22 protein-coding genes are annotated in these 21,108 nt (G+C 65.3%); 4 read left to right on the top strand and 18 right to left on the bottom strand.

The genetic code is table 11. The features are described 5' to 3' along the window. Positions 1–23 precede the first annotated feature (23 nt). Positions 24–2,675, top strand: coding sequence for an excinuclease ABC subunit UvrA (locus PuT2_RS11840; RefSeq protein WP_093971214.1), 2,652 nt, complete (start codon positions 24–26; stop codon positions 2,673–2,675). Positions 2,676–2,755: 80 nt separating this feature from the next. On the opposite strand, the gene mobH is transcribed toward PuT2_RS11840, so the two are convergent. Further along, positions 2,756–4,594, bottom strand: a complete 1,839-nt coding sequence (mobH, locus tag PuT2_RS11835; RefSeq protein ID WP_019726349.1) for a MobH family relaxase — start codon at positions 4,592–4,594, stop codon at positions 2,756–2,758. A gap of 317 nt (positions 4,595–4,911) precedes the next feature. Between mobH and PuT2_RS11825 the strand changes: the two genes are divergently transcribed. The 3 genes from PuT2_RS11825 to PuT2_RS11815 all read left to right on the top strand — a co-directional run bounded on the left by PuT2_RS11825 (position 4,912) and on the right by PuT2_RS11815 (position 6,627). After that, positions 4,912–5,538 carry a hypothetical protein gene (locus PuT2_RS11825; RefSeq protein WP_009459635.1) on the top strand — a complete coding sequence of 209 codons (627 nt, stop codon included), beginning with the start codon at positions 4,912–4,914 and terminating at the stop codon, positions 5,536–5,538. A 12-nt stretch (positions 5,539–5,550) separates the two neighbouring features. Next, positions 5,551–6,183, top strand: coding sequence for an RES family NAD+ phosphorylase (locus PuT2_RS11820; RefSeq protein ID WP_009459636.1), 633 nt, complete (start codon positions 5,551–5,553; stop codon positions 6,181–6,183). A gap of 84 nt (positions 6,184–6,267) precedes the next feature. Then, positions 6,268–6,627: a DUF3742 family protein gene (locus tag PuT2_RS11815; RefSeq protein WP_029885970.1), complete on the top strand. Its 360-nt coding sequence runs from the start codon at positions 6,268–6,270 to the stop codon at positions 6,625–6,627. 4 nt (positions 6,628–6,631) lie between these two features. Here the strand turns inward: PuT2_RS11815 and PuT2_RS11810 are convergent, their stop codons facing one another. From PuT2_RS11810 to PuT2_RS11730, 17 genes are all read right to left on the bottom strand, one after another. After that, positions 6,632–6,985 (bottom strand): hypothetical protein, encoded by a 354-nt coding sequence (locus PuT2_RS11810; RefSeq protein WP_029885969.1) that lies wholly within the window; start codon positions 6,983–6,985, stop codon positions 6,632–6,634. Between the two features lie 91 nt (positions 6,986–7,076). Beyond that, the gene (locus PuT2_RS11805) at positions 7,077–8,600 is read right to left on the bottom strand and encodes a conjugal transfer protein TraG N-terminal domain-containing protein (RefSeq protein ID WP_029885968.1); all 1,524 of its coding nucleotides are present in this window, start codon (positions 8,598–8,600) and stop codon (positions 7,077–7,079) included. Positions 8,601–8,615: 15 nt separating this feature from the next. Next, positions 8,616–8,972 carry a hypothetical protein gene (locus PuT2_RS11800; RefSeq protein ID WP_029885967.1) on the bottom strand — a complete coding sequence of 119 codons (357 nt, stop codon included), beginning with the start codon at positions 8,970–8,972 and terminating at the stop codon, positions 8,616–8,618. Then, positions 8,969–10,363 carry an integrating conjugative element protein gene (locus tag PuT2_RS11795; RefSeq protein ID WP_029885966.1) on the bottom strand — a complete coding sequence of 465 codons (1,395 nt, stop codon included), beginning with the start codon at positions 10,361–10,363 and terminating at the stop codon, positions 8,969–8,971. The genes PuT2_RS11800 and PuT2_RS11795 overlap by 4 nt, the downstream gene beginning before the upstream one ends. A 9-nt stretch (positions 10,364–10,372) precedes the next feature. After that, entirely contained in the window at positions 10,373–11,320 is a 948-nt protein-coding gene (locus PuT2_RS11790) for a TIGR03756 family integrating conjugative element protein (RefSeq protein ID WP_029885965.1), read from the bottom strand. Further along, positions 11,317–11,763 (bottom strand): TIGR03757 family integrating conjugative element protein, encoded by a 447-nt coding sequence (locus PuT2_RS11785; protein ID WP_029885964.1) that lies wholly within the window; start codon positions 11,761–11,763, stop codon positions 11,317–11,319. The genes PuT2_RS11790 and PuT2_RS11785 overlap by 4 nt, the downstream gene beginning before the upstream one ends. 161 nt (positions 11,764–11,924) lie before the next feature. Then, complete coding sequence (radC, locus tag PuT2_RS11780) at positions 11,925–12,419, bottom strand: DNA repair protein RadC (RefSeq protein ID WP_024007868.1); 495 nt, start codon at positions 12,417–12,419, stop codon at positions 11,925–11,927. A 178-nt stretch (positions 12,420–12,597) separates the two neighbouring features. Next, a complete protein-coding gene (locus PuT2_RS11775; RefSeq protein WP_029885963.1) occupies positions 12,598–13,362 on the bottom strand; it encodes a DsbA family protein in 765 nt (254 codons plus the stop codon). Between the two features lie 13 nt (positions 13,363–13,375). Further along, positions 13,376–16,243 (bottom strand): conjugative transfer ATPase, encoded by a 2,868-nt coding sequence (locus tag PuT2_RS11770; protein WP_029885962.1) that lies wholly within the window; start codon positions 16,241–16,243, stop codon positions 13,376–13,378. After that, on the bottom strand, positions 16,243–16,683 hold the full coding sequence (locus tag PuT2_RS11765) for a TIGR03751 family conjugal transfer lipoprotein (RefSeq protein ID WP_029885961.1): 441 nt from the start codon (positions 16,681–16,683) through the stop codon (positions 16,243–16,245). The genes PuT2_RS11770 and PuT2_RS11765 overlap by 1 nt, the downstream gene beginning before the upstream one ends. Then, positions 16,664–18,094 carry a TIGR03752 family integrating conjugative element protein gene (locus tag PuT2_RS11760; RefSeq protein WP_023464783.1) on the bottom strand — a complete coding sequence of 477 codons (1,431 nt, stop codon included), beginning with the start codon at positions 18,092–18,094 and terminating at the stop codon, positions 16,664–16,666. Before PuT2_RS11760 ends, PuT2_RS11765 begins: the two co-directional genes overlap by 20 nt. Next, positions 18,084–19,010: a TIGR03749 family integrating conjugative element protein gene (locus tag PuT2_RS11755; protein ID WP_033972374.1), complete on the bottom strand. Its 927-nt coding sequence runs from the start codon at positions 19,008–19,010 to the stop codon at positions 18,084–18,086. The genes PuT2_RS11760 and PuT2_RS11755 overlap by 11 nt, the downstream gene beginning before the upstream one ends. After that, on the bottom strand, positions 19,007–19,696 hold the full coding sequence (locus PuT2_RS11750) for a PFL_4703 family integrating conjugative element protein (protein ID WP_009459666.1): 690 nt from the start codon (positions 19,694–19,696) through the stop codon (positions 19,007–19,009). Before PuT2_RS11750 ends, PuT2_RS11755 begins: the two co-directional genes overlap by 4 nt. Then, on the bottom strand, positions 19,693–20,091 hold the full coding sequence (locus PuT2_RS11745) for a TIGR03750 family conjugal transfer protein (RefSeq protein WP_009459668.1): 399 nt from the start codon (positions 20,089–20,091) through the stop codon (positions 19,693–19,695). The genes PuT2_RS11750 and PuT2_RS11745 overlap by 4 nt, the downstream gene beginning before the upstream one ends. 11 nt (positions 20,092–20,102) lie before the next feature. Continuing rightward, positions 20,103–20,462 (bottom strand): TIGR03745 family integrating conjugative element membrane protein, encoded by a 360-nt coding sequence (locus PuT2_RS11740; protein ID WP_093971213.1) that lies wholly within the window; start codon positions 20,460–20,462, stop codon positions 20,103–20,105. Positions 20,463–20,478: 16 nt separating this feature from the next. Continuing rightward, on the bottom strand, positions 20,479–20,712 hold the full coding sequence (locus tag PuT2_RS11735; RefSeq protein WP_009459672.1) for a TIGR03758 family integrating conjugative element protein: 234 nt from the start codon (positions 20,710–20,712) through the stop codon (positions 20,479–20,481). Continuing rightward, on the bottom strand, positions 20,709–21,092 hold the full coding sequence (locus tag PuT2_RS11730) for an RAQPRD family integrative conjugative element protein (protein WP_093971212.1): 384 nt from the start codon (positions 21,090–21,092) through the stop codon (positions 20,709–20,711). Before PuT2_RS11730 ends, PuT2_RS11735 begins: the two co-directional genes overlap by 4 nt. Positions 21,093–21,108: the final 16 nt, after the last annotated feature.

The raw sequence follows: 21,108 nt of genomic DNA, 5'->3' as shown, positions 1-21,108 counted from the left end.
GGGACGAACTACCGGATAAAAACATGCCAAACAATTCTTTCGGTGAATCCTCTTGTACCGCTGCCGCCAGCGGCATGGTGGAAGTGCGCGGCGCGCGCGAGCACAACCTCAAGGACGTGGATGTCGCCATCCCGCGTAACGCGCTGGTGGTGTTCTCGGGTGTCTCCGGCTCCGGGAAGTCCTCGCTGGCCTTTGGCACCATCTATGCCGAGGCCCAGCGGCGCTACTTCGAGTCGGTGGCCCCCTATGCGCGGCGACTGATCGACCAGGCCGGCGTACCGGACGTCGATGCGATCGACGGCCTACCGCCGGCGGTGGCGCTGCAACAGCAGCGGGGCTCCAGCAACGCGCGTTCCTCTGTGGGCAGTGTGACCACCTTGTCCAGCCTGGTGCGGATGATGTATTCGCGCGCTGGCGCCTACCCAGCCAACCAGCCCATGCTGTACGCCGAGGATTTTTCGCCCAACACGCCGCAGGGAGCGTGCCCGACCTGCCACGGCCTGGGCCATGTGTACGAGGTGACCGAGGCCAACATGGTGCCCGATCCCTCCCTGAGCATCCGCGAGCGGGCGATCGCCTCCTGGCCCCCCGCCTGGCAAGGCCAGAACCTGCGCGACATCCTGGTCAGCATGGGCTACGACGTTGACCGACCGTGGAAGGACCTGCCGAAGAAGGATCGCGACTGGATTCTGTTCACCGAGGAAACACCGACAGTGCCGGTGTACGCCGGCTTCACGCCCGCCGAGACCCGCACGGCGCTCAAGCGCAAGATGGAGCCGAGCTACATGGGCACCTTCACCGGCGCCCGGCGGTATGTGCTGCACACCTTTGCCAATACCCAAAGCGCACTGATGAGAAAGCGCGTGTCCCGGTTCATGGAGGGCAAGCCGTGCCCCACCTGCCACGGCAAGCGGCTCAAGCCCGAGGCGCTGTCGGTCACCTTCGCCGGCGTGGACATCGGCGCGTTCATGCAGATGCCGCTGGACCAGTTGGCGGCCTTGCTCGAACCCATTGCCCAGGGCGATTTCCGCGCCCATGCAGCGGGGGCGGCTACGGACAAGGAAGCGACCCGACGCGACCGTGCCGAACGCGCGGCCTCCGGCCGTGCCGTCCATGCGGTATCGCCCGACGTGCGCCGCACCTCCGCGCTGTCGGAAGAAAAGCGCCTCGCCGCGCAGCGCCTGGCCGGCGGTGTGATGGCGCGCCTGCGTCAACTGCGTGGGCTGGGCCTGGGTTACCTGACGCTGGACCGGGCCACGCCGACGCTTTCGGCCGGCGAGTTGCAGCGCCTGCGGCTGGCCACGCAATTGAGTTCCCTGCTGTTCGGTGTTGTGTACGTGCTCGACGAGCCCTCGGCGGGGTTGCACCCCTCCGACAGCCAGGCGCTGTACGACGCGCTCGACCGGCTGCGTGACGCGGGCAACTCGGTGTTCGTGGTCGAGCACGACCTGGACCTGATGCGCCGCGCGCAATGGCTGGTGGATGTGGGGCCGGATGCCGGGGAGCGTGGCGGCCGCGTGCTCTACAGCGGCGAGCCGGACGGCCTGCGCAAGATTGCCGAATCGCGCACCGCCCGCTATCTGTTCGACGAAATCGCCGCGCCGGGAAGCCGGGCACGCGAAGCGACCGGCTGGCTGGAGCTGCAGGGCATCCATCGTCACAACCTGCATGGCGTGGACGCACGCATTCCGCTGGGCGTGCTGACGGCCGTCACCGGCATCTCCGGCTCGGGCAAGTCCAGCCTCGTCGCGCAGGCGCTGCCGGAGCTGGTGCTACTGCACCTGGGCCACGAGCCCGAGGACGACGCGGCCGAAAGCGCCACCAGCGAAGGGCCGGCAGTGATCGAAGCGACTGGCGGTCATCTGGCGGGCGACGTGGACGCCATACAGCGCCTGGTGCAGGTGGACCAGAAGCCGATCGGGCGCACGCCCCGGTCCAACCTGGCCACCTACACCGGCCTGTTCGACCACGTGCGCAAGCTGTTCGCCGCCACGCCCGATGCGCGACGCCGCCGCTATGACGCCGGGCGCTTCTCGTTCAACGTGGCTAAGGGGCGTTGCGAGACCTGCGAGGGCGAGGGCTTCGTCAGTGTGGAGTTGCTGTTCATGCCCAGCGTGTACGCCCCGTGTCCGACGTGCCATGGCGCACGCTACAACGAGGCCACGCTGAAGGTGCAATGGAACGGGCGCAACATCGCCGAGGTGCTGCAGATGACCGTGGACGAAGCCAGCGAATTCTTTGCGGGTGAAGACGCCGTGGCCCGGCCCCTGCAATTGCTGCGCGATATCGGATTGGGCTATCTGCGCCTGGGGCAACCGGCCACGGAACTTTCCGGTGGCGAGGCGCAGCGCATCAAGCTGGCGACCGAGCTTCAGCGCAGCCAGCGCGGCCGAAGCCTGTACGTGCTCGACGAGCCAACCACCGGGCTGCATGCGTCCGATGCCGACCGGCTGCTGGTGCAGTTGCAGCGCCTGGTCGATGCCGGCAACACCGTGGTGATGATCGAGCACGATATGCGCGCGGTGGCTCAGGCCGATTGGGTGATCGACGTGGGGCCTGGTGCAGGCGCTGCCGGCGGCAGCATCGTGGTGGCGGGCTCCCCTCAGCAGGTGGCCCGAACGTCTGGCAGCCGAACCGCTCCGTTCCTTGCGCAGGAGTTGGCGCGGGCCGAGTAGCTCAGTTCGCCAAATGTTGCCAGCTTTCGCGGGGTATTGATCGTCGCCAAACGACGGTGGCGATCAATGCCCGAATCGCGTCATCCTTCCTGAGTCAGAGCAAGATAGGGATTGTTGGGCGGTATTTCGGGGAATGCCAAGGACCCATCTTCAAGGAGGTAGCCATGCAGTCGGCGGGACTTCCTCGGGCCCGTGACTTCACAGGTCCAAATGTTCAGGCCATTGGGGTGCTTGCGATGTAGCTGCAGCTTCTCGAAGCGCTTCTGCACCCACTGCCAATCCTGTTGATTCTCCTGCTTGGCGAGCGCGGCCACTTCGGGATGCTCCTGCGCATAGCGTTGGAACACACCCGGGCTGACCAGGTAGGCCGTGTCATTCACCGTATGCACGAGCGCCTTCGCGTCGTTGATGATGAGCCGTCGTGAGGTGATTCCCTGCTTCAGCCAAACCATGAACTGTTCCGTGGATGGCTTCGTTGCCGATGACCCAGGCGTAGGCGCGGGTACAGGTGATGGAATGGACGTCGCGGCTGTTGCTGGCGCGGGAGGGTGGAGGAACTCTTCGGCATCCTGTCCAACGCCGGCCGACTCACCTAAGCCCACCATCGCGAGCAAGTCCTCCATGACGTCGGGCACGGGCTGGGCCGCGGGCGGTGAAACGATGGTGGTGCTGTCGTCCTCCCAAATTGGAGGCTCTTGACCTCCCTGCGCTGGGTTCACCGAGACGGTTGGCACGGGAGCCGACATGCTGGCGTCGTTTTCTGCGGGCGTCGCGTCGATCTCTACCGTGCCTGCGAAAGGTGCTGGTCGCTCGCCAGACTCCCAGATCAGCGCGGGAGCGAGACGCAACAGGGTGAACGAATGGGACCAGCCGGTCGTGCTGGTGACGGTCGCGCGCCAGACCGCTTTGCCGTCCGAGGTGGGCTGGAGCATGCCGTGGTCCTGCAGCACGTTGAACACGGCGGTGTTGTTCGCAGGAATGCCATCGATCCCCTGAGACAGGAGGTGTGCGCGCAGTTTGTCCGAGACCGTCTTGCTCACCAGCCACAAACCATCCTCGGTGAGCCAGCCATCGGAGGCTTCCGGCTGGTTCAGCTTCAACTGTTCCTTGAGCAGGTAGCGCAACCCGTCCAGCAGCTTGCGTTGCAGTGCGTGCTTAGGCGCGGCCATGGCGCGCGCCGGATCGCCGCCCAGCTCCTGGGCCACCGACGCCCGGTCTGCTTGCACGACGAGTTCCCCCAGTACACCGGCATGTTCGTACTGACCGGCCAGCACATAGAGCAGCGGTGCCCAGAGAGCCGGATAGTCGCTGAGCCAGTCCAGGACGTGGCGGTCGAGCAGTTGGCGATAGAGCAAGCCTGTTGCGGCGCTGTGCAGGCGGTATTCGCGGTCGTCACGGTAGCGAAATCGGTACGCCTGGTGCAGCGGGCCATGCCACGGATGCCAAGTACTGCCGTCGGCCAGTTCGACGTGTAGATCGACGGCGATCTTGCCAATATCGTGGAGCAGCGCAGCATAGGCGACGGCGGCGGTCCAGGCTTCGGACTGCGCCGCCTGGTCTTCGGGACTGGCACCGATGGGCAGCAGATGGGACTGCCGCAGTTTCAGGCTGTAGGCCACGATCTCCAGGCCGTGGTCGAGCATGCCGCCCGGATAGGCATGGTGATGCGCTTCGGAGGCCGGAAAGGCTTGGACCAGTTCGGCGTAGCGTTCCAGGGGCGTGCGGTACAGGGTGACGAATTGCCGGTGTGAGAGCGACGTGCGCTGCCAGATGTGCTCCAGCAGCTTCTGCCGGCGTGGGGTGGCCAGCAGCGATGCGGCCGACTCAGGACGCAGCAGCCCTTTCGGGAGGTCGGTGACGGGTGATGGCGTCGGTGCGGCAGCGACCGGGGGCCGTTTTCGCTGGAACAGGGAGAGCATGTGAGGTGTCCTAATGACGGGCCGACCGGGAGGCCTTTTGGCCTTTTCGAGGTAGGGCCTTTCCCCTTGCACCCCATTCCCTTGCCATTTCGACCCTTTGGCCTTTAACCGTTTCGGTATAGCGGGGCCTGGATCGCGGCTCCACCGTCAATGTGGAACCCGCTCGAATGCATTGGACGGCGACCAGGCGCTGGCCTCGGTCTATGCTGCGAAGGCGCTGCTTCCGCCGGGTAGGTTGCTTTCTAGGCGTCAAAGTTGACAAACGCGACAAAGGCGACTAGAGTGAAACCTGTCTCAAACCTACTTGGGAGATGACCATGCCCACTGCCATTGAATTCATTGCCGACCGTCTGCCGCGCGTCACGGTGGAAGATGTACGCCGCTTCGCGGATACCGTCGAAATCCGGGATGCCACGGCTTTCGCGGCCGAGTTGCAGGCGTTCGTCCACGAGCGCGTGGAAGCGGTAACACTGCCCGCCAACTTGCAGGGGGAGACCGTTGGGCAGGCCCTTGCACGCAAGGCGGCCGCGCTGCGCGCCGACACGCGCTGGGCACCGAATGAAACCGACGTCCAGCGAGGCCGTGCGGTGCTACTGGAAACCTTCAACCAGCCGCACAACCTGCCGCCCGCGGAGTTCGCCAAGCTGGCGGACAAGTCGCGCCAGCAGATCTACAAGGACATCCTCGCGCGTCGGCTGCTGGCGCTGAACGTGGGGCCGCGCGGTCAGAAGCTGCCCGACTGGCAGCTCGACCCGGTAAAGCAGCAGTTGACCCAAACCGTGCTTCAGGAGGTCGAGGGTATCGATCACTGGACGATCTACCGCGCACTGTCCGAACCGCTCGAAGGCTTGGGCGGTCGCTCGCCGGTGGATGCGGTGACGCATGGCACGATCGACGCCGTGGCCGAGGCCGTGTTTAACGTGCTGGGCGTTCAGGTGCATTGAAGCGAGACTGCCATGAACCACGAGCTGCCTTCTTTTCTGATCGATGCCGGTGAACTGCTCCAGCATGTGAGCCGCGTCGTCTATCGGGGCAGCCCGCTGTACTATGGTCGCAGCAGCACCAATCGCTACGACGACCCGGCCCGAGCCTACGGCGTGCTCTACCTGGGGCGCGACCTGCCCACGGCGTTGATGGAGTCGGTGTTTCACAAGCATCAGTGGCTTGATGACGCGAAGCGCTCGATCGCATTGAAAGAAGTCCAGGGCAGGATGGTGCGCGCTGTAGGGGTGGTGGCCGACGTGCTTCTGGCCGATCTCACGGCACCGAGCGTCATGGCGGGCTACTTTGGCCTGAACCTGGAGCAGTTGGCCAGCCGCGACTACACGCACACGCAGCAGGTGTCCGCTCAGGTGCATGCGATGGTCGGCGACGACGGCCAACCTCTGTTCGACGGAGTGCTCTATCCGTCGCGCAACAACTATCCCGCCAAGAGCATCGCCCTGTTCGAGCGTGCGGGAGCGAAGGTCAGCGTCATCGAGGACATCGATCTGGTTGACCATGTGGATTGGCCGCGTTTCGTTGCCACCTACCGCATCGGCGTGGAACCCGACCCGGGCCCGGTGGAACCGGATGACGAAGCGTCCTGAAGCAGAAAGAGAACATATTGAAGCCCCAATCTGAATGACGTGGAGCACACCGGAATAGGCATCCCTCAGTAGCAGGAGACGACCATGAATACCACAACCCGCACCAGCACTGCAGAACGTCTCGGCCGCGCCTTTGGCCGCGGATGGCGCGCCTATGCTCGCGGCGAACGGCGGGCGTCGAACTGGCTGGTATCCAAGGGACTGCCGCGAGCTGGCGCCGCCGCGATTGTGTGGATAGTCAAGCTGGCCGCGCTCGGAGTGTTGCTCTACAGCACCTTCTGGCTGGCTCTGCTGCTGGTGTTGGTCATGGTGGTTGCCTGGATGGCCCGCAATGCCGACCTGGGCGATGAATTGCCCGAGCCAGAGTGGCGAAACGGACCAGCAGGGTTTGGCCTATACACCTACGACGGTTTTCGCATTGATCCTCATGTCGAGGACGATTAATTCGTCACAGAGCTGTGTTCTGGAGGTGCCGATAAATCTGCTCGCGTACTTCGGTGTCTGCCACTCCCCAGGTTTTCACCTGCTTTCGGATAGCGCGTGGAAGGTTGAGCAGAACCTCGTGGAGATCGGTATCGGACAGGGATTTGCCGGTCGCATCCAACACTGTGTCATGAAGGTTTGCCATGCACGCTTCAAGGTCATGTGCTTGATCATCAGCCGCAGCAAAATCTGCTGAGCCGTCTAGATGAATTGGGCCAGTGATGAAATCGACCCCTTGCAGCCGAAGCACGGCTTCGAGCACCGACTTTCCCTCGCCGCTCGGCACGATGGATGGGTAGCGAAGAGTGTTGGTGGTCATCGTGTGAAATCCTGGCGTTGCAGTTGGTCAGGATCGCTGCATCTTTCCCTACGATAAGCCTACTACGCCGCGGGGGTTGTCGGCGCAAAGATCACTTTTTCCCCACTGCATTGATCGCAATACTTCCACCCTTGCCGCCAGCGGCCTTGGCATCTCCGGTGGCCCCGGCGAGGCCTTGCAGCACGTTGCCGGCACGAACGCCCGCCCAAGCCAAGGCCATGATCCAGAATGTAGGCAGCACGATGAACATCGTGCCCATGACGAACATCAGGAGCAGGTCGCCAAAGGCATTGTTCAACCCCACCAGCGGATCGAAGTTAGTGTGTGGCCGGTTCCAGCCGAAGCCCCACCCATAGAGCGCATCGAGGATGGTGCTGTCGATCCAGCGTGCGAGTTGGAACCAGAAATCGGTGAAGAACAGCGCGAACTGCACGACGCTGACGGTGACGACCGTCTTCAGGTCATAGGTTCCGACGACCAGTACGAGCGGGATGCAGATGACCAGTGCCATCTTGAGCAAGGCAAGCACCATGGGCAGCGCTTGGCGCACCACGTCCATGGCGGGAAATGCGGCAAGTGCCCCGACCGCCATTCCTACATCCCCCGTGGCCCGCGTCACGATGTTCGGCAGGGTCTTGTCGATCTGGCCGCCGTAGTCGGTATAGACCGAACCCTGGGTGAGCTTCTGCTGTCGCGGTGACGCGATGGTACGGACCACCGAATCGTCCACCTCGGTACGGCTCAGGAACCCGGCCCAGCCCGCCAAGCGATTCAACAGGCTGGGGTCCACCTGGCTCAGCAGCCGTGCCCGCAGGCCGTTGCTGCCATCGGCCCACCACTGCCTGCAGGTCGGGTAGCCGCCGCCACTGGCCACCTGCGCAAGCCCTGCGTCGCGGGTGTCGTCATAGGGCCATGACTCGCGCGCCGTGCTGGAACGGTAGCTGTCGTAGTAGCCGCCGGTATCCGTGAAAAACCTCGAACCGATCCAGGTCACGTCGTTCATTTGAGCTTCGTCCAGCTCCGGCCGCGCCATGAACAATTTAGCGCGTGCAGGTCCGTAGCAGTCGTGTGTGAAATCGGCCACTTCCTGAGCCAGAACCGGGTCATTGATGCGGGTAGCGTCGATCTCCATGCGCATCTGTCGCAGGTCTGTCCCGCACGGGATTGCCGCCACCGAGGCGCTGGTGACGGCGCGCGAGAGCGCGTGCATGAAGGCCCACCAGACCGGCACCTTGGCACTCTGGTTGTTGATGGTGCTGAAGGACTGGGACCAGCCGGTATCCGTGGGCTGCGGCACGTTGACCTGGCACTGGGCCGAGCGCGAGCTGTCGTACTGAATTGTGTTGAGGTCCACGTCGATGAAGGGGATGCCGGCGAACATCACCACCACGATGGCGACGAACACCCGGTTCTCGATGCGTGCGGCCGAGAGCACGCCCTTGTTGCCTTCGTCGGCACCTTCCGCACGGGCCTTAAGCCATTCCTGCACGATGATCGCCACGAAGGGCAGTGCGAATACCCCGCTGGATACCAGTACCGCCCAGATGCCGTTGTTGACGATCCAGGACACCAAGGTCAGGTAGTACTCCAGGTAGTCGGTTGTGAAAAGCGTCATGGCTCGGACTTCCCCTCAGCCCTGCATCAACAGGCTGGCTTCAAGCGCCACGATGGCAACGACGCCGGCGATCTCGCTGCGTACCAGGCGGCGCCGCGCTTGCGCGTCGTCCTCACGCGCAAGCAGCCGGCGACGCATCCAGACCCAGCCGTAGGCCGTCGCGCCATACAGGCACAGCCGCCAGACCAGGAAGTAGCCCGCTGCTGCCGCCAGCCAACGCTCCCAGCCCGCGACGCTTCCGACGAGGTAGATGCCAACGATGTTGGCACCCACGGCGACGGCCGCGAGTACCACCGTCCACAGCAGCGCCTTCGCTGCGCGCCGGTTGAACAGCCAGCGCGGGCGCAGCCAGGCCGCACGCATCAGGCTCATGGCCGGCCTCCCGGATTGCCCTTCTGCAACTGATCGAGGCGGTCAGGCACCGGATCGCCTTCGTAGATGCCACGCGAGCCCGCCGCGCGCGTGCCGTGGCGCTGGATGATCGCCATGGGCGAGTTGTTCGCCAGCTCCCGGCGCAGCTCCAGCTCGGTCTTGAGGTTGCGAATCTCGCGATCGAGCGTGTCGCTCTCGTGGTTCACCGCCTCCACGGCGAGCTGGTTGGCCGCCACGTTGGGTTCCTTCTTGCCGGTCAGCAGCGTGCGTTGCAGCAGTAGCGCCTTCTCCAGCACCGACGCCAGCGCAACCTCGGACGCCAGGCGCTGCGACAGCAGGTGCTGGTCCGGTTCGTCGCGCAGTGCCTCGACCACGCCGCGCGTGATGGGCAGCGACGCGCTGCCGGCCTCCCGCAGGTTTTCGGGCGTCGTGTTCTTCGCCTTGGAGACCAGGTCCTGGAGCGCCTGCAGCTTGGCGTCGTACTCCTCCTGGATCAGGGGCGTCAGCCCGACGCCGGGCACCGTCTCCGTCTTGGTGCAGGCGTCGCAGGTGCGCTGCTCCTTCTCGCCGAGCACCCGTGTTGCCCACTCGATGGCCGCCTGCGGCGTGGTCCAGGTTTGGCACGACAGGCTCGTGCAACTGGCCGGAGCGATTGCCGACGTGTCGGTCACCCCGCGGCCATTGACCAGGTTGTAGCCCGCGCGGGTGACGTCACCGACCACCTTGATCGCGGGCTGACCGGAGCCGCCGGCATTGCTTCCCCCGACCCAGGGCACGCCATCGTTGCCACGGCGCGTCTCGGCCTGCTCGATGGCCGAGACGGCATCCGTGCTCGAAACAGCGTCACGCAGTGCCAACCCCTCTGCCATCTGGCTCCAGCCGAGTTGGCCGCCAGCCGTTTCGGCCATCTTTTCGGCCATGGCGCGGCACGTCAGCTTCGAGCGGTCGAAATCCAGCCGCGCTTGCAGAACGCCGTTGGTGAGCAGGTTGTAGAGGCCTGGATCTGCACGCTGGATGATCAACGCCGGCAGGGACGCCACAGCACTCGTAGCACTCTGGATCACCGAGGACATGATCTGCTGAAAGCCATTGGTGACACCGTTGAGTTGATTCTTCAACGTGGTCTGAATGCTCATGTCGCCGCAGATCAGATTGCTGTTCCAGCCGACACCCACGCCGAGCGAGCGCATGCCGGCTGCGCGGCCCATCGAAACGGCGCTGCCGCCGCCGATGGAGTACATGACGTCATCGCCGATGACGTTGCCGCTGGTCTGGTAGCCTAGTTGGCCCCAGGCCACGCCGCTTGCCAGAACCAACGCGCCGGTAATCGCCAAACAGATCATCTTGCCACGAGCCGGTGGGGAGAACTGCATAGAGTCGGAACGCTTCATCGCGACACCTCAAAGGAAATCAACGCTGCCAAGGAACACCTGTCCACGGCGTTCGCAGCAGGCATACGGCCGCCACAGCGCCCAGGCGTAGTCGCCTTGCTGGGCCTGGGTCAGGAAGCCGGTGCGTGGGAAAACCGTGCAGGACGAGGACAGGACGGGCGTGAGTTCCTGCCACTTGCCAGTCGAGGCATCACCCTCCATCAGCGCGCCGGCGGGCCAGTAGCCATCGCGGGCGTTGGCAAGCAGCGGCTGGTACACGTGCAACTGCCCCCGGCGAGTGACGATATCTCCCGCACGCTGGGCCACCACGGCCCCCGATTTGTGGTCGTCGGTCTGGTGCAGGAAGCCGCCGCGGGGATACACGTTGCCCCAAAGGCTCATCGTGGTGCGTGCGCCGACCTCGCGCATGCCGGGAATCAATGCCTCCGGGTAGGCCATCTCGGGCACGTTGTAGCGCCAGGCAAGCGTGTCCAAGGTGCTGAGCAGATACGGCATGAATGCCGTTCCCGCGCCCTCGCAGAAGTAGCCCGAGGACGAAACAAACTGGTTGAACACCTCGACGCCGGGATGGCCGATCACCTCGGCGTTCTTGAATTTCGCGAGATTGTTTTCGTGATCCTCGTTCGTCGTTCCATCGCCGCCCGCTTGGGCGGACGGATTGGCCGTACTCATCGCCCGGACTTCAACCCACGGGTTCTCGCCCGTGTTGCTGTAGCTGGAGACGACCGCATCGGGGATGTAGTGGCGCACCTTGACAGAGGTGCGCACCGTGCATCCTCCCCAGGTGCAGTAGAGCCAGTAGCAGATACCCACCACCCGGTACTCCAAGCAATCGGGCGAGGCCACCGAGGCAACGATGGCGGTGGTGTTCAAGGCGTAGCTACCCGTGGCGCTGAGCAGCATCAAGGAAGCCACGCCGGCCCGCATGCGGCGCATCAGGTCGAATGGTCGCGTCATGGCTGGGTCCTCCGACGCTGCTCGATGCGCGCGACAGCGCGGGCCACATCCGGCTCGCCATAGACCACGTAGCGCTGATCCACCACGACAGCCGGGATGCTGGTGATGCCCAGGCTCCATGCGTCGGTGACGCCCTGGTATGCGGAAGCGATGCGGCGCTGTAGGTCGGCGCCGCCTTGGTTCAGCCGACGCTTGACGGTGGCCGCCGCCTGTTCGGGGGCGGCGGGCAGTTCCGCAGAAAGCTCCGCTTCAATCCGGCGGGCTTCGTCTAGCACGATCAGCCGCTCGCCGCCCATGGTCTTGACCGGGTGGTGGCTGTCGGTGACGACCAGTACGTCGGCTGCGAAGGTGACGGGGCTGAACACGGCCAGGGACGCCGGCAGCGCCACGACGAGACCAAGGGTTCGCCAGCCCGACGCGAACGTGGAAAAGGATGCCGGCATGTCGCGTGCCCCGAAAGTTGATCAGGGCCATAGTCAAACGCGAACCCGATGCCACCCCAACAAACAATGCGCATCGCGGGCTGCCCGCATACCTGCTTGTCCCGCGCCATAAAAAAACGGAGGCCGAAGCCTCCGCGAGGATCAATGAAGCAATGCGACCGTTACAGCAGGCCTGACTCCGCAAAGGAGAACGGGGAACCTTGGCCTACGATGATGTGATCCAGTACCCGTACATCGATGAGCGCCAGCGCGGCCTGCAGTTGCTGGGTCAGCACACGATCCGCGCTCGACGGCTCGGAGATGCCCGAGGGGTGCTGGTGCGCGAAGATCACCGCGGCGGCGTTCAACTCCAGCACACGCTGTACGACGACACGTGGATAAACAGAAGTCGAGTTGATCGTGCCCCTGAACAATGGCTCGTAGGCCAGCACCTGGTGCATGCTATCCAGGAACACAGCGGCAAATATCTCGTTGGGTTCAGCGACCAGTTTCACGCGCAGATAGTCCCGCACGGCGGCCGGCCGGCTGAGGCATGGTCCAGCTTTGAAGATCCGTTTTTCCAGCAGCACGATGGCCTGCTGGATGATCCAGTCTTCGTGTTGGGCAGCTACGGCGGAAAGCGACTCCACACAGGAGTCATTGATGGCGAAAGACATGGCGAACCTCCAGACGGTGAGATCGGAGGGCGCGCGCCCCCGAGGGCAAGCCCTCCTGGGGATGAGAATGAAAAGATGCATCCATCACCGCGATTGGGGTGACCGTTCGCGGCCAGGATGCAAGGCGAACGAGTCGCGGTCAGCGCAGAGGACTGCGCCGTAGCCTTGAAGACCGGGGCTACCTGGGCATGTCGCCGACGACGTCGGCAGGCATTTCGGATGTGGGTGTGCTGGTCGGACCGTCAGCCGCCAGCATGTCCATGGCTGACAGCAAGGCATCGCCCTCGATCGGCCCCTGCAGCAGGATGGCCTGGCCCGTTTGGCGATCGAGCAGGCGCAGCGACGGCGTGGCGGTTACGCCGCTCTTGGTGGCTTCCGCAGCCTGGGCGCGGATAGCCGCACTGGGCCTTTCGCTTGCCATGCACTGCTCGACGGCTGGCGTCGATTCGGGGTAGCGCAAGCCATCGGGCAAGCCCTGGCCGTCGCTGCGCGTGTGGGCATAGACCCATTCGATCGCCTGCCAGAACGCGACATGCCCACCTGCTTCGGCAGCGCATTCCACTAGGCGTGCCTCGGCTGACGCGGCCGGCTCGTGCTCGGCCAGCGGCTGGTGGTGCCATTGCAGCGCCACGTCGGTGTTGTTGCCGATCCACCGCTTGAGCTGCGGGAAATATTCCCGGCAGAACGGGCACTCCAGGTCGGCATAGAGCGTCAGCGTGAAACGGCCTTTGGGGTTGCCCATTAGCCAGGGCGGCCCGGCCACCGGTGCCATGCTGACCGGCGTGGGCGGCTGCGGCGGGGATTCGCCGGGCGACCTCGACACAAGCCAGATCAGCAGCAGCGCGACCAGCACAGCAGCCAATGCCCAAGGCCAGCGGGGTCGCCCGTTGCGGCGGCGGAACGCCTGGACCTGCATCGGAATGGAAGGACGTTTCTGTTCCATGGCGTTCTCCGTCTTACGACAGTTCCAAGGCCGGCGACTCGATGCCGCGCGCCTGGTCGATCTTCTCGGCCACCTTGAAGGCCGCTTCCAGTTCGGTGCAGCCGTAGTGCTGCATGAGCTGGTAGCGCTCGGCCTTCTCTTCGGGTTCGGTCTGCGCCAACGCCAAGTACAGGCTGGGCGGCACGGCGCGGAACAGCACTTCCATGCTCTTGGAAAGGATGACGCCCTCGGTGAACTTGCCCGCTTCTTTGCGCGCCGAGAGCATCAGCGCTTTCTGCGCGGGCGAGAGTTCGCGGAAGCGTGCAATCTTCTCGACCTCATCGGGCGGCATCGACAGGCAGATCCACCACTCAATCATGTTGAGCATGGGCTCCGCGGCACGCGGCAGATCGTCGATATTTTGTGTAGCCAGCCAGAACCAGGCCCCTAGCTTGCGCCACATTTTTGTAATTTTTACAACGTAGGGCGCAAGCAGCGGGTTCTTCGTGATGATGTGGCCTTCGTCGGTCACATTGATGATCGGACGGCCCAGGTACTGGTCGCGCTCGGCGATGTTGTTCACCGTGCTGATCAGGCTGATGTAGGCGATGGAGAGCTGCGCGTTGTAGCCCTCCCGGGCATAGGTCGCGAGATCCACCAGCGTGATGTCGGCCTCGGGCCACGGCGTGCCATCGCGATCGAACATCTCGCCGTCCGTGCCTTGGCAGAACATGTCCATCGCGTCCGCCATCTCCAGCAGCCGCACGCGCCGCATCTCGGGCAGCGTCGGGTCCTGGCCGCGCGTGCGCAGCGCGTTGCGCACGTCGCGCGTGAGCACCGTGCGTTTCTCGGCCACGCAGTGCTCGGCGGCATCGAGGATGCACTGGCGGATCAGCGAGCGATCGGCCCGCGTCATCCGGGCTTCTTCCTTGTCCTCGCCGCCTGTGATCATCAGCCGTGCCGTGATCTCCAGTTCACCCAGCACGTCGCGCTGCTCGTCCTCCTCCATGACCGAGGAATCGGCTGGCAATTCTTCATCCAGTGCATCGGCATCCAGCGTCTGCACGTTGCCGGGCGTTTCGATCAGCCGGCGAGCGTCGGCGAACGGCGCTAGGCTGATGCCCGAGCCAGGAGCCAGCTTGACCCGGTTCACGGTCAGACCCAGGCGCTTTGCGAAGTCGCTGAACAAGCCGAAGCTGTTGCCGGCCTCCACGATGAACAGCCGCGGCCGGTAGATGGCCGTGACCTGGTTCAAGAGGTTGTTGAGCGTTGCGCTCTTGCCCGAGCCGGTGGGGCCGAACAGGAACAGATGGGCGTTCATCTGCCTGTCCAAGCGGTTCAGTGGATCAAACGTGATCGGCCCGCCGCCGCGGTTGAAGAACGTGTTGCCCGGATGACCCGTACCCTGGCTGCGACCCCACGCCGGCGAGAGATTCGCCACATGCTGGGCGAACATCAGTTGGGTGAACCAGTTCCGTCGATCTTGCGCAGGGTTGTAGCAGCACGGTAGCCAGCGCAGGTAGCTGTTGAGCGGCGCGACTTCATCGTCCTCGCGCACAGGCTGCAACCCCGCGTTGAGCATCACGTTGGCGAGGTCCAGACCGCGCCTGTCAAGTTCGGCTTCATCGCGTCCGCGCAGATAGAAGGCCAGCGTGCCGCGGTAGAGCTTGTGCGCGCTGCCGATGAGCGAGCGTGCCTCCTGCACATCCTTGAGCGTTTGTTCCGATGCCAGTGTTTCGCCGACAGCCTTCTTCGCCAGGTGATTCAGGTGCGATTCGAGGATGTCCTGGGGCGTCGCCACCATGGTCAGACACATCGTAGTGTCTTCGGGCATCTGATCGAAAAGCGTGTTGATAGCGTCCCCCTTGCGGGTTTCGCCGGTCAGGTGCCCCGTACCGGGCGGCATGCGTAGCCGGTCGGTGACCAGTACGCGATGCGGCATACCGTCGAAGTACCAGGTGCCGTGCTCGGCATCGGAGCGAGGCTGACCGAAGAATAGCCGTTGACTGAAGTCCCGACCACTCGCCAGCTCGATTTCACCTTCCTCCACCTCGTCGGGATAGCGGGCCAGCGCATAGAAGCGCTCTCGCTCCTCTGCGCCGGGCCCGAGCATCGTGGGGCGTGGGTTGAACCAACGCAGCAGCCAGTCGTGAACATCGGCCGCGACCATGCGCCGGGCCTGGATGCCGGCGTTCGCCAAGCCGCCGCAGAGGCGATCGCAGACGATGTTCAGCATTTGCTCGGGTGTCTGGCCGCGGCGGTTCGCCTGCCCGGCGGCCCGGCGATAGACCACCATGCGCACGCGCCGCGTCTGGCCGCGCCAGCGCAACCGCGTGACCACCGTATCCTCGAACAGTCCGCCGGGCTTGGCCACCGCGCGCAGGTGGTGGCCAAAGAAGCGGAGGTAGAACTCGGTGAAGGCCGTGCTGCGGGCGCGCGGCTGCACGTAGTCGCGTAGCGTCTGCATGTACTGGTCGAAGCTGGGCTCGTCCTGTGCATAGAGCTGGAGCACCCACGGGTTCTCATCCAGCTCATCGAACGAGTCCTGGAGCGCGTTTTCGAGCGCATCGCGGGCATGAGCGAGCCAGCCCGGCTCCCGACCTTCGGTGCCTAGCGGGACCAGTTCGTAGAAGGCCGCGACCGATTGCCCGTCCTCCAGCAGCATGGACTTCGACGGCGGCAGGAACTCCACCCACGGCAGCAGCTCCGCGAATGACTGCGCAACGTCGTACATCGCCTGCTCGTCCGCCACGGTCGCCGGCCTGCGGCCCTGGACCGTCGCTCCGGGTTCGGCAATGCCGGCCTGGCGCAACGCCTCGACGTGGCGCTGCCAGCCGTCCGGCTGCTCGTCATTGCCACCATCGGATGCAGCCAGCTTCGGCCAGGGGAGTTTCCAGCGCATCAGTAGTCCTCCACGCGCTCGCCCGGCATGGCGTACTGCACTCGCTGGTACAGGGGAAAGACCGTCGTGTAGCCCGGAACCGGCACGGGATCGGTGCCCGCCAGGTGCGGGTACACATACATGACAAGATCGGGGTTCGGCAGGCGGTGGAACTGGCGATAGACCTCGTTGCGCGCCGTGCGCGTGTAGCGCATCTGCTCGGTGGGCGCGGCCTCCACGTCGGCCTCGGTCAGCGGCCGGCGCAGGCTCTGGCGTGCATCGAGCAATTGCCTGCGCGCCACCTGGCCGGCGCCACCACCCCCGTCACCGGCGTTCTGCTGCCAGATGTCCATCATCGTGCTGTCGCCGTGGGGGAGCAGCTTTTCCTTGCTGGTGGCACAGCCGCCGAGCACCGCGACGGCGAGGGCCAGCGCCAGGGCCTTATTCAAGTTCGAGAGCATGGCTTTCTCCTGCGCGGTGATCGACCTTGCGGCCTTCGGGATCGAAGTCGATGGCGAGCGGCTTTTCGAGGTGGACGGCGACCTTCGCGCCGGGCTGGACATAGACAGCGGCGAACGCCTGGCCGTACAGCTTGTTCACCCAGTCGGCCATGTCGCGCACGCCACCGGCCAGGATGCGGCCCACGGCTTCATTGCCCGAGATACCGACGCTGCCGATGGAGCCGTCGGCGCCGACGTAGGACATCTGGCCGCTGTCGCTGTCGATCAGCGAGGCGACGCCGGCACCGGCGGCGGTAATCAGGGCTTGCGAGCCAAGGTACTGCTGGGCGTTGCTGCGCCGCTCCCCGCTGACGCAGGGAATGCCGTATGGGTCGCTGATCCAGCCCAGGCCTCCACTTTGAGAGTTCTGCTGCTGGTTGTTTTGCTGGTTGCCGTCGCGGTCTTCGGGGATGGTGCGGATCGTGCCGTCGTGGAAGACGAAGGTGATGCTGCGTACCTGGCCGCGCACGCACGAGAGCGTCCAGTCGCCCGATGCGGTGCCGCTGAACACGGCACCGGCCACGTCGGGAATGTCGATGCCATTGGCGGTCAGGTTGTCCTGTCCGACCAACACCTTGAAGGGGTACGGATCGTTGACGGTTCCGTCGATCGGCACGCGGCCGATCAGCGCCGTCATCGCCACCGACCCCATCAGTGTCGAATTGGTCGGTACGGTATAGACCGCCTTGGCGCTCTTCACGCCTGCGGCGCGTGCGCCCGCGTTCGCCACGGTTTCGGCCGTGGTTTCCAACGTGCTCTGCGCGGGGCCGAAGCTCGTCGGGAAGCTCATGCCGCTACCCGTGCCACGACTGCTGTTGCGCCCCTCGGCTTTCCTCGCATCGTCGGGTTCGACCCAGCGCACGCCGCCTTCCATGCCGGCCTCGTCGCCGTCACGCAGCCCCAGACCCACCGGCAGGTCGGCATGGCCGCCGCCACGTCCGCCGATACTGTCCAGGCGCCGTTGCAGGTCGGCCAGCAGTCCTTCGGTCTGCTGGCGCGCGCTGGCTGCCTGCTCTTGGTCGCGACGCAGGTTGGTGCGCTCGGAGTCGAGGGCCGAATTGATGCGCTGGTCAATGGAGTTCTCGCGCTGGCGCAGTCGCTGGTTTTCTTCGCGCTGGGATTTGTTGTCCGAGAGCGCGGTCTGAAGCTCGGTGCGCAACTGCTTCACTTGGGCAACGAGCGTCGCCACGGTGTCGCGCGGGGTATCGCCCTCGATGCCCAGCGCCTTCATTTCCGCTGGCGTGAGCTTGGCGCCGGCATCCGCGGTCGGTGGTGCCGAAGTGCTGCCTCCCGAGAACAGCCGGATGGCGACGAACAGCACCAGCACGGCAACCGGGATCATCAGCCACTTCAGGAGTCCATTACTGCGCATGGCGGACCTCCTTGCGGTCGGTGCCATCCTGGGAACCGGCTTCCGGTTGCGGGAGATGCACGGCCGGGTCGAAGCGGTTGACCGCTGGTAGCAGCGATTGCGCAAGGCCACGCCCGCGCGTCACCAGGTACAGGACGGTCGTGTCCTCGGGCGTCCCGCGCGGGCCAAGCGCCTCGTGTTGGAAGGTGGCGGTGAGGAAATCGCCTTGCAGCACGCGCGGGTCCAGGGTGATCCAGCCGCTGCTGCTGTTGGTCAGGCGCACGGCGGTCACCCACTGGTCTTCCAGACGCCATGACGCGAGCGCGACCGCGCGCACGGGCAGCGTCGGCATCAGCGTGCCGAGGTCGAGGCCACTGCGCAGGTTCACCCGCATGACGCTCGGCAGCGGCTCCACGGTGCGTAGCGGCGCGTAGAGGTTCTGTGCGGCGAAGCGCGTCAGGACAACCGACACCGGGGTCTCGCGTCGCGCCGCTCGCGCGCCGGCCTGGTCCTGGGCGCGCGCCGGAGCTTCGTTGTCATCGCCGGGCTGATCGCCATAGCGCGCCGGGGTGCTGTTGCCCTCGACGATGCGCACTGGTTCCAGCTCGGCTTCGCCGTCCTTGGCTGGCTCCGCCGCAATGTCCAGCAGGATCAGCGCGCCCGTGTCGGCGTCCTGCAATTGCAGCCGCGTGGGCTCGATCGGCTCGCTAGCACGCAGGTACACCGCGCCGCCCGCGCTCTGCACCCGTAGGCGCTCGCCGACGCCCGCAGGTACGCCCACGCGGACGTTGCGGTCGATGAACACGATGCGCTCGTGGCCGACCTTCAGCGGCACCGCCAACGGCATACGTTCCCAGCGCAGGATCTCCACCGCCTGGACAGCAGGAGCCGCGGCCACGGCCAACAGCCCCAGCAGCGTGAGTACAGGATGCTTCATGGGGTTTCTCCTTGGGGCGCTTGCGGAGACAGGCCACCAGACGCCGGGCGCGTCGGCTCCGGCGTGCTGATGCGCTGGGGCGCGCCCTCATAGCAGTCGAGCGCCAGGCCGAACGGGTTGCGGGCAGGATCGACGTCCACCCGCGTGACCTTCACGGGATAGCGCACCAGAGCGCGCTTGACTTGCTCGGCGCCGTAGTACTCGTCGGCGGTGATGTCCAGCGTCACTACCCAGTCGCGGTCGGAAACCACGCGTACGCGGGCCGTGGGGTCGTCGCCGTAGCCGCGGCCGGGGATTTCGTAGATGCCGCGCACGCGCTGGCGCAACTCGCCCGTGCTGCGGCGGTAGTCGTAGTCCGCGCGCAGGAAGGCCTGGCAGGATGGGGTGAGGTACGGCGAGAGCGTGTGGAGGTTGCGCGCGTAGTCCTCTTCGCCATTCGTCGGCCAGCGGTTGAGCGTCTGGAACACGTAGAACGTGAACGCATAGACCGATTCGGGCGGCACTTCCCACCACTTCCTGGTACTGCCGGAGCGCAGGTCAGGCGGAACGTGGATGGTCAGATCGCGGGGAGCGCTCCACCAGCCGCCACCCATGACCAGGGCGACGATGATCAGGGCGCCAGCACCCAGGCGAAGCGTCTTGATGTGCGCCTGCAGGTGGGTGATCTCGTTCTTGAAGCGGCTCATCGTGCGCTCCTTCGGGTGGTCCAGAAGCCGGAGCGCGAGATCAGCACATGGCCGCCTACCCAGCCCGCCATCAGCGGATGGCGTGTGGCAATGCGCCATTGCAGTTGCCGATACAGCCAGGTGTCGGGACGCCCGCGCTTGAGGCGGCGAAGAATGCCGCCGCCGATGAACACGCCGAAGGCCACGCCCAGGACGACGAACGTGGGTGCTAGCGCGATCGTGCGGAACACCCACGACAGCGGTGCGCCGACCAGCAGACCGGCGGCGCCGGACAGGCCGCAGCAGATCCACAGCTCGTCGGCGGTGAGACCGCGCACCACAACGGGATGTCGATTGAGCCGGTGCGGAAGGAACGTGACCGTCCCGTCCGCACGGACGTGCTGCTGCTCGGACATACCGGCCTCGCTTACAGGATGCCGGTGGCTTCGGTGAGCAGCCAGATGCCGATCACGAGCAGGACGGCGCCGATGGCGACCGTGAGGCCGAACTGGCCCCACGTCTTGTGGCCTGTGTGGATTTCCGCGTAGGTCCCGTAGGCGTGGTAGCACACGCCGATGAACATGGACGCCACCACCAGCAGAGCCACGAGCATGATGATGTCGTAGCCGTAGTTGCGGATCGTTTCCATGATGCCGTTGCCTGTGCCGCGGGTCGGGTTCTCCAACTGCGGCAGACCCTGCGCGAACGACAGCGCGGGCAGCGCTGCGGTGCCCAGGGCCACGGTGGCGCGCTGGGCAAGACGGGAAGTGAGGATGCGGTTTTGCATGGTCATGCCTTTCAGGTCAGGAGAGGAGGAAGAAAGTCAGGACGAGGTACATCGCGACGAATCGGATGCAGACGCCGAGGAACTGGCGCTGGTTGAGGCGGCTTTCGGACCACCCCACGTAGGCCGTTCGCATGGCCCAGACGCCCCAGACGAGCAGGACCGCGAACACGACGCCGACCAGGACGGTCGCCATCGCTGAAGGCGCGATGCCGCTGTTGGCTTGAAATGCCGAGACCTGGGCGCCGTTCATGGCTTGCCCTCCGTGGTCGTCGGCGGTGATGGCGGGACGATCCGCTCCGTGCGGTAGTCGCCGATCAGTTCGGAGGCGTCGCGCGGCTGGGCGCGCGACGGTGTGAGATGGGCCTGGATGCCGGCGCGCACGCGCGCCAGGTCAGCCAGCAGCCTCGGGTAATCGAAGTGGTAGCGCTCGCCCGGCTGGATGGGGGCATGCGTAGCGCTGTCGGCGACGGTGCGCTCCAGCGCGTCGAGCTGGCGCAGCGCTGCGACCAACTCCTGACGCTGCGCCGGGGACTCGGCCAACGCCATCGAGGACTGACCCAGTACAAGGGCCGTCACGAGAAAAGTGGGCACGCCGCGAAGCGCGGCGCGCAGCCAGATCGGAGCCAACATCGCGCCATTCCTGTGT

This window comes from Pusillimonas sp. T2, from assembly GCF_002236805.1.
GTDB lineage: Bacteria > Pseudomonadota > Gammaproteobacteria > Burkholderiales > Burkholderiaceae_B > Neopusillimonas.
Note: the sequence above shows the minus strand (reverse complement) of the source record. Positions and strands in the feature narration are given on the sequence as shown.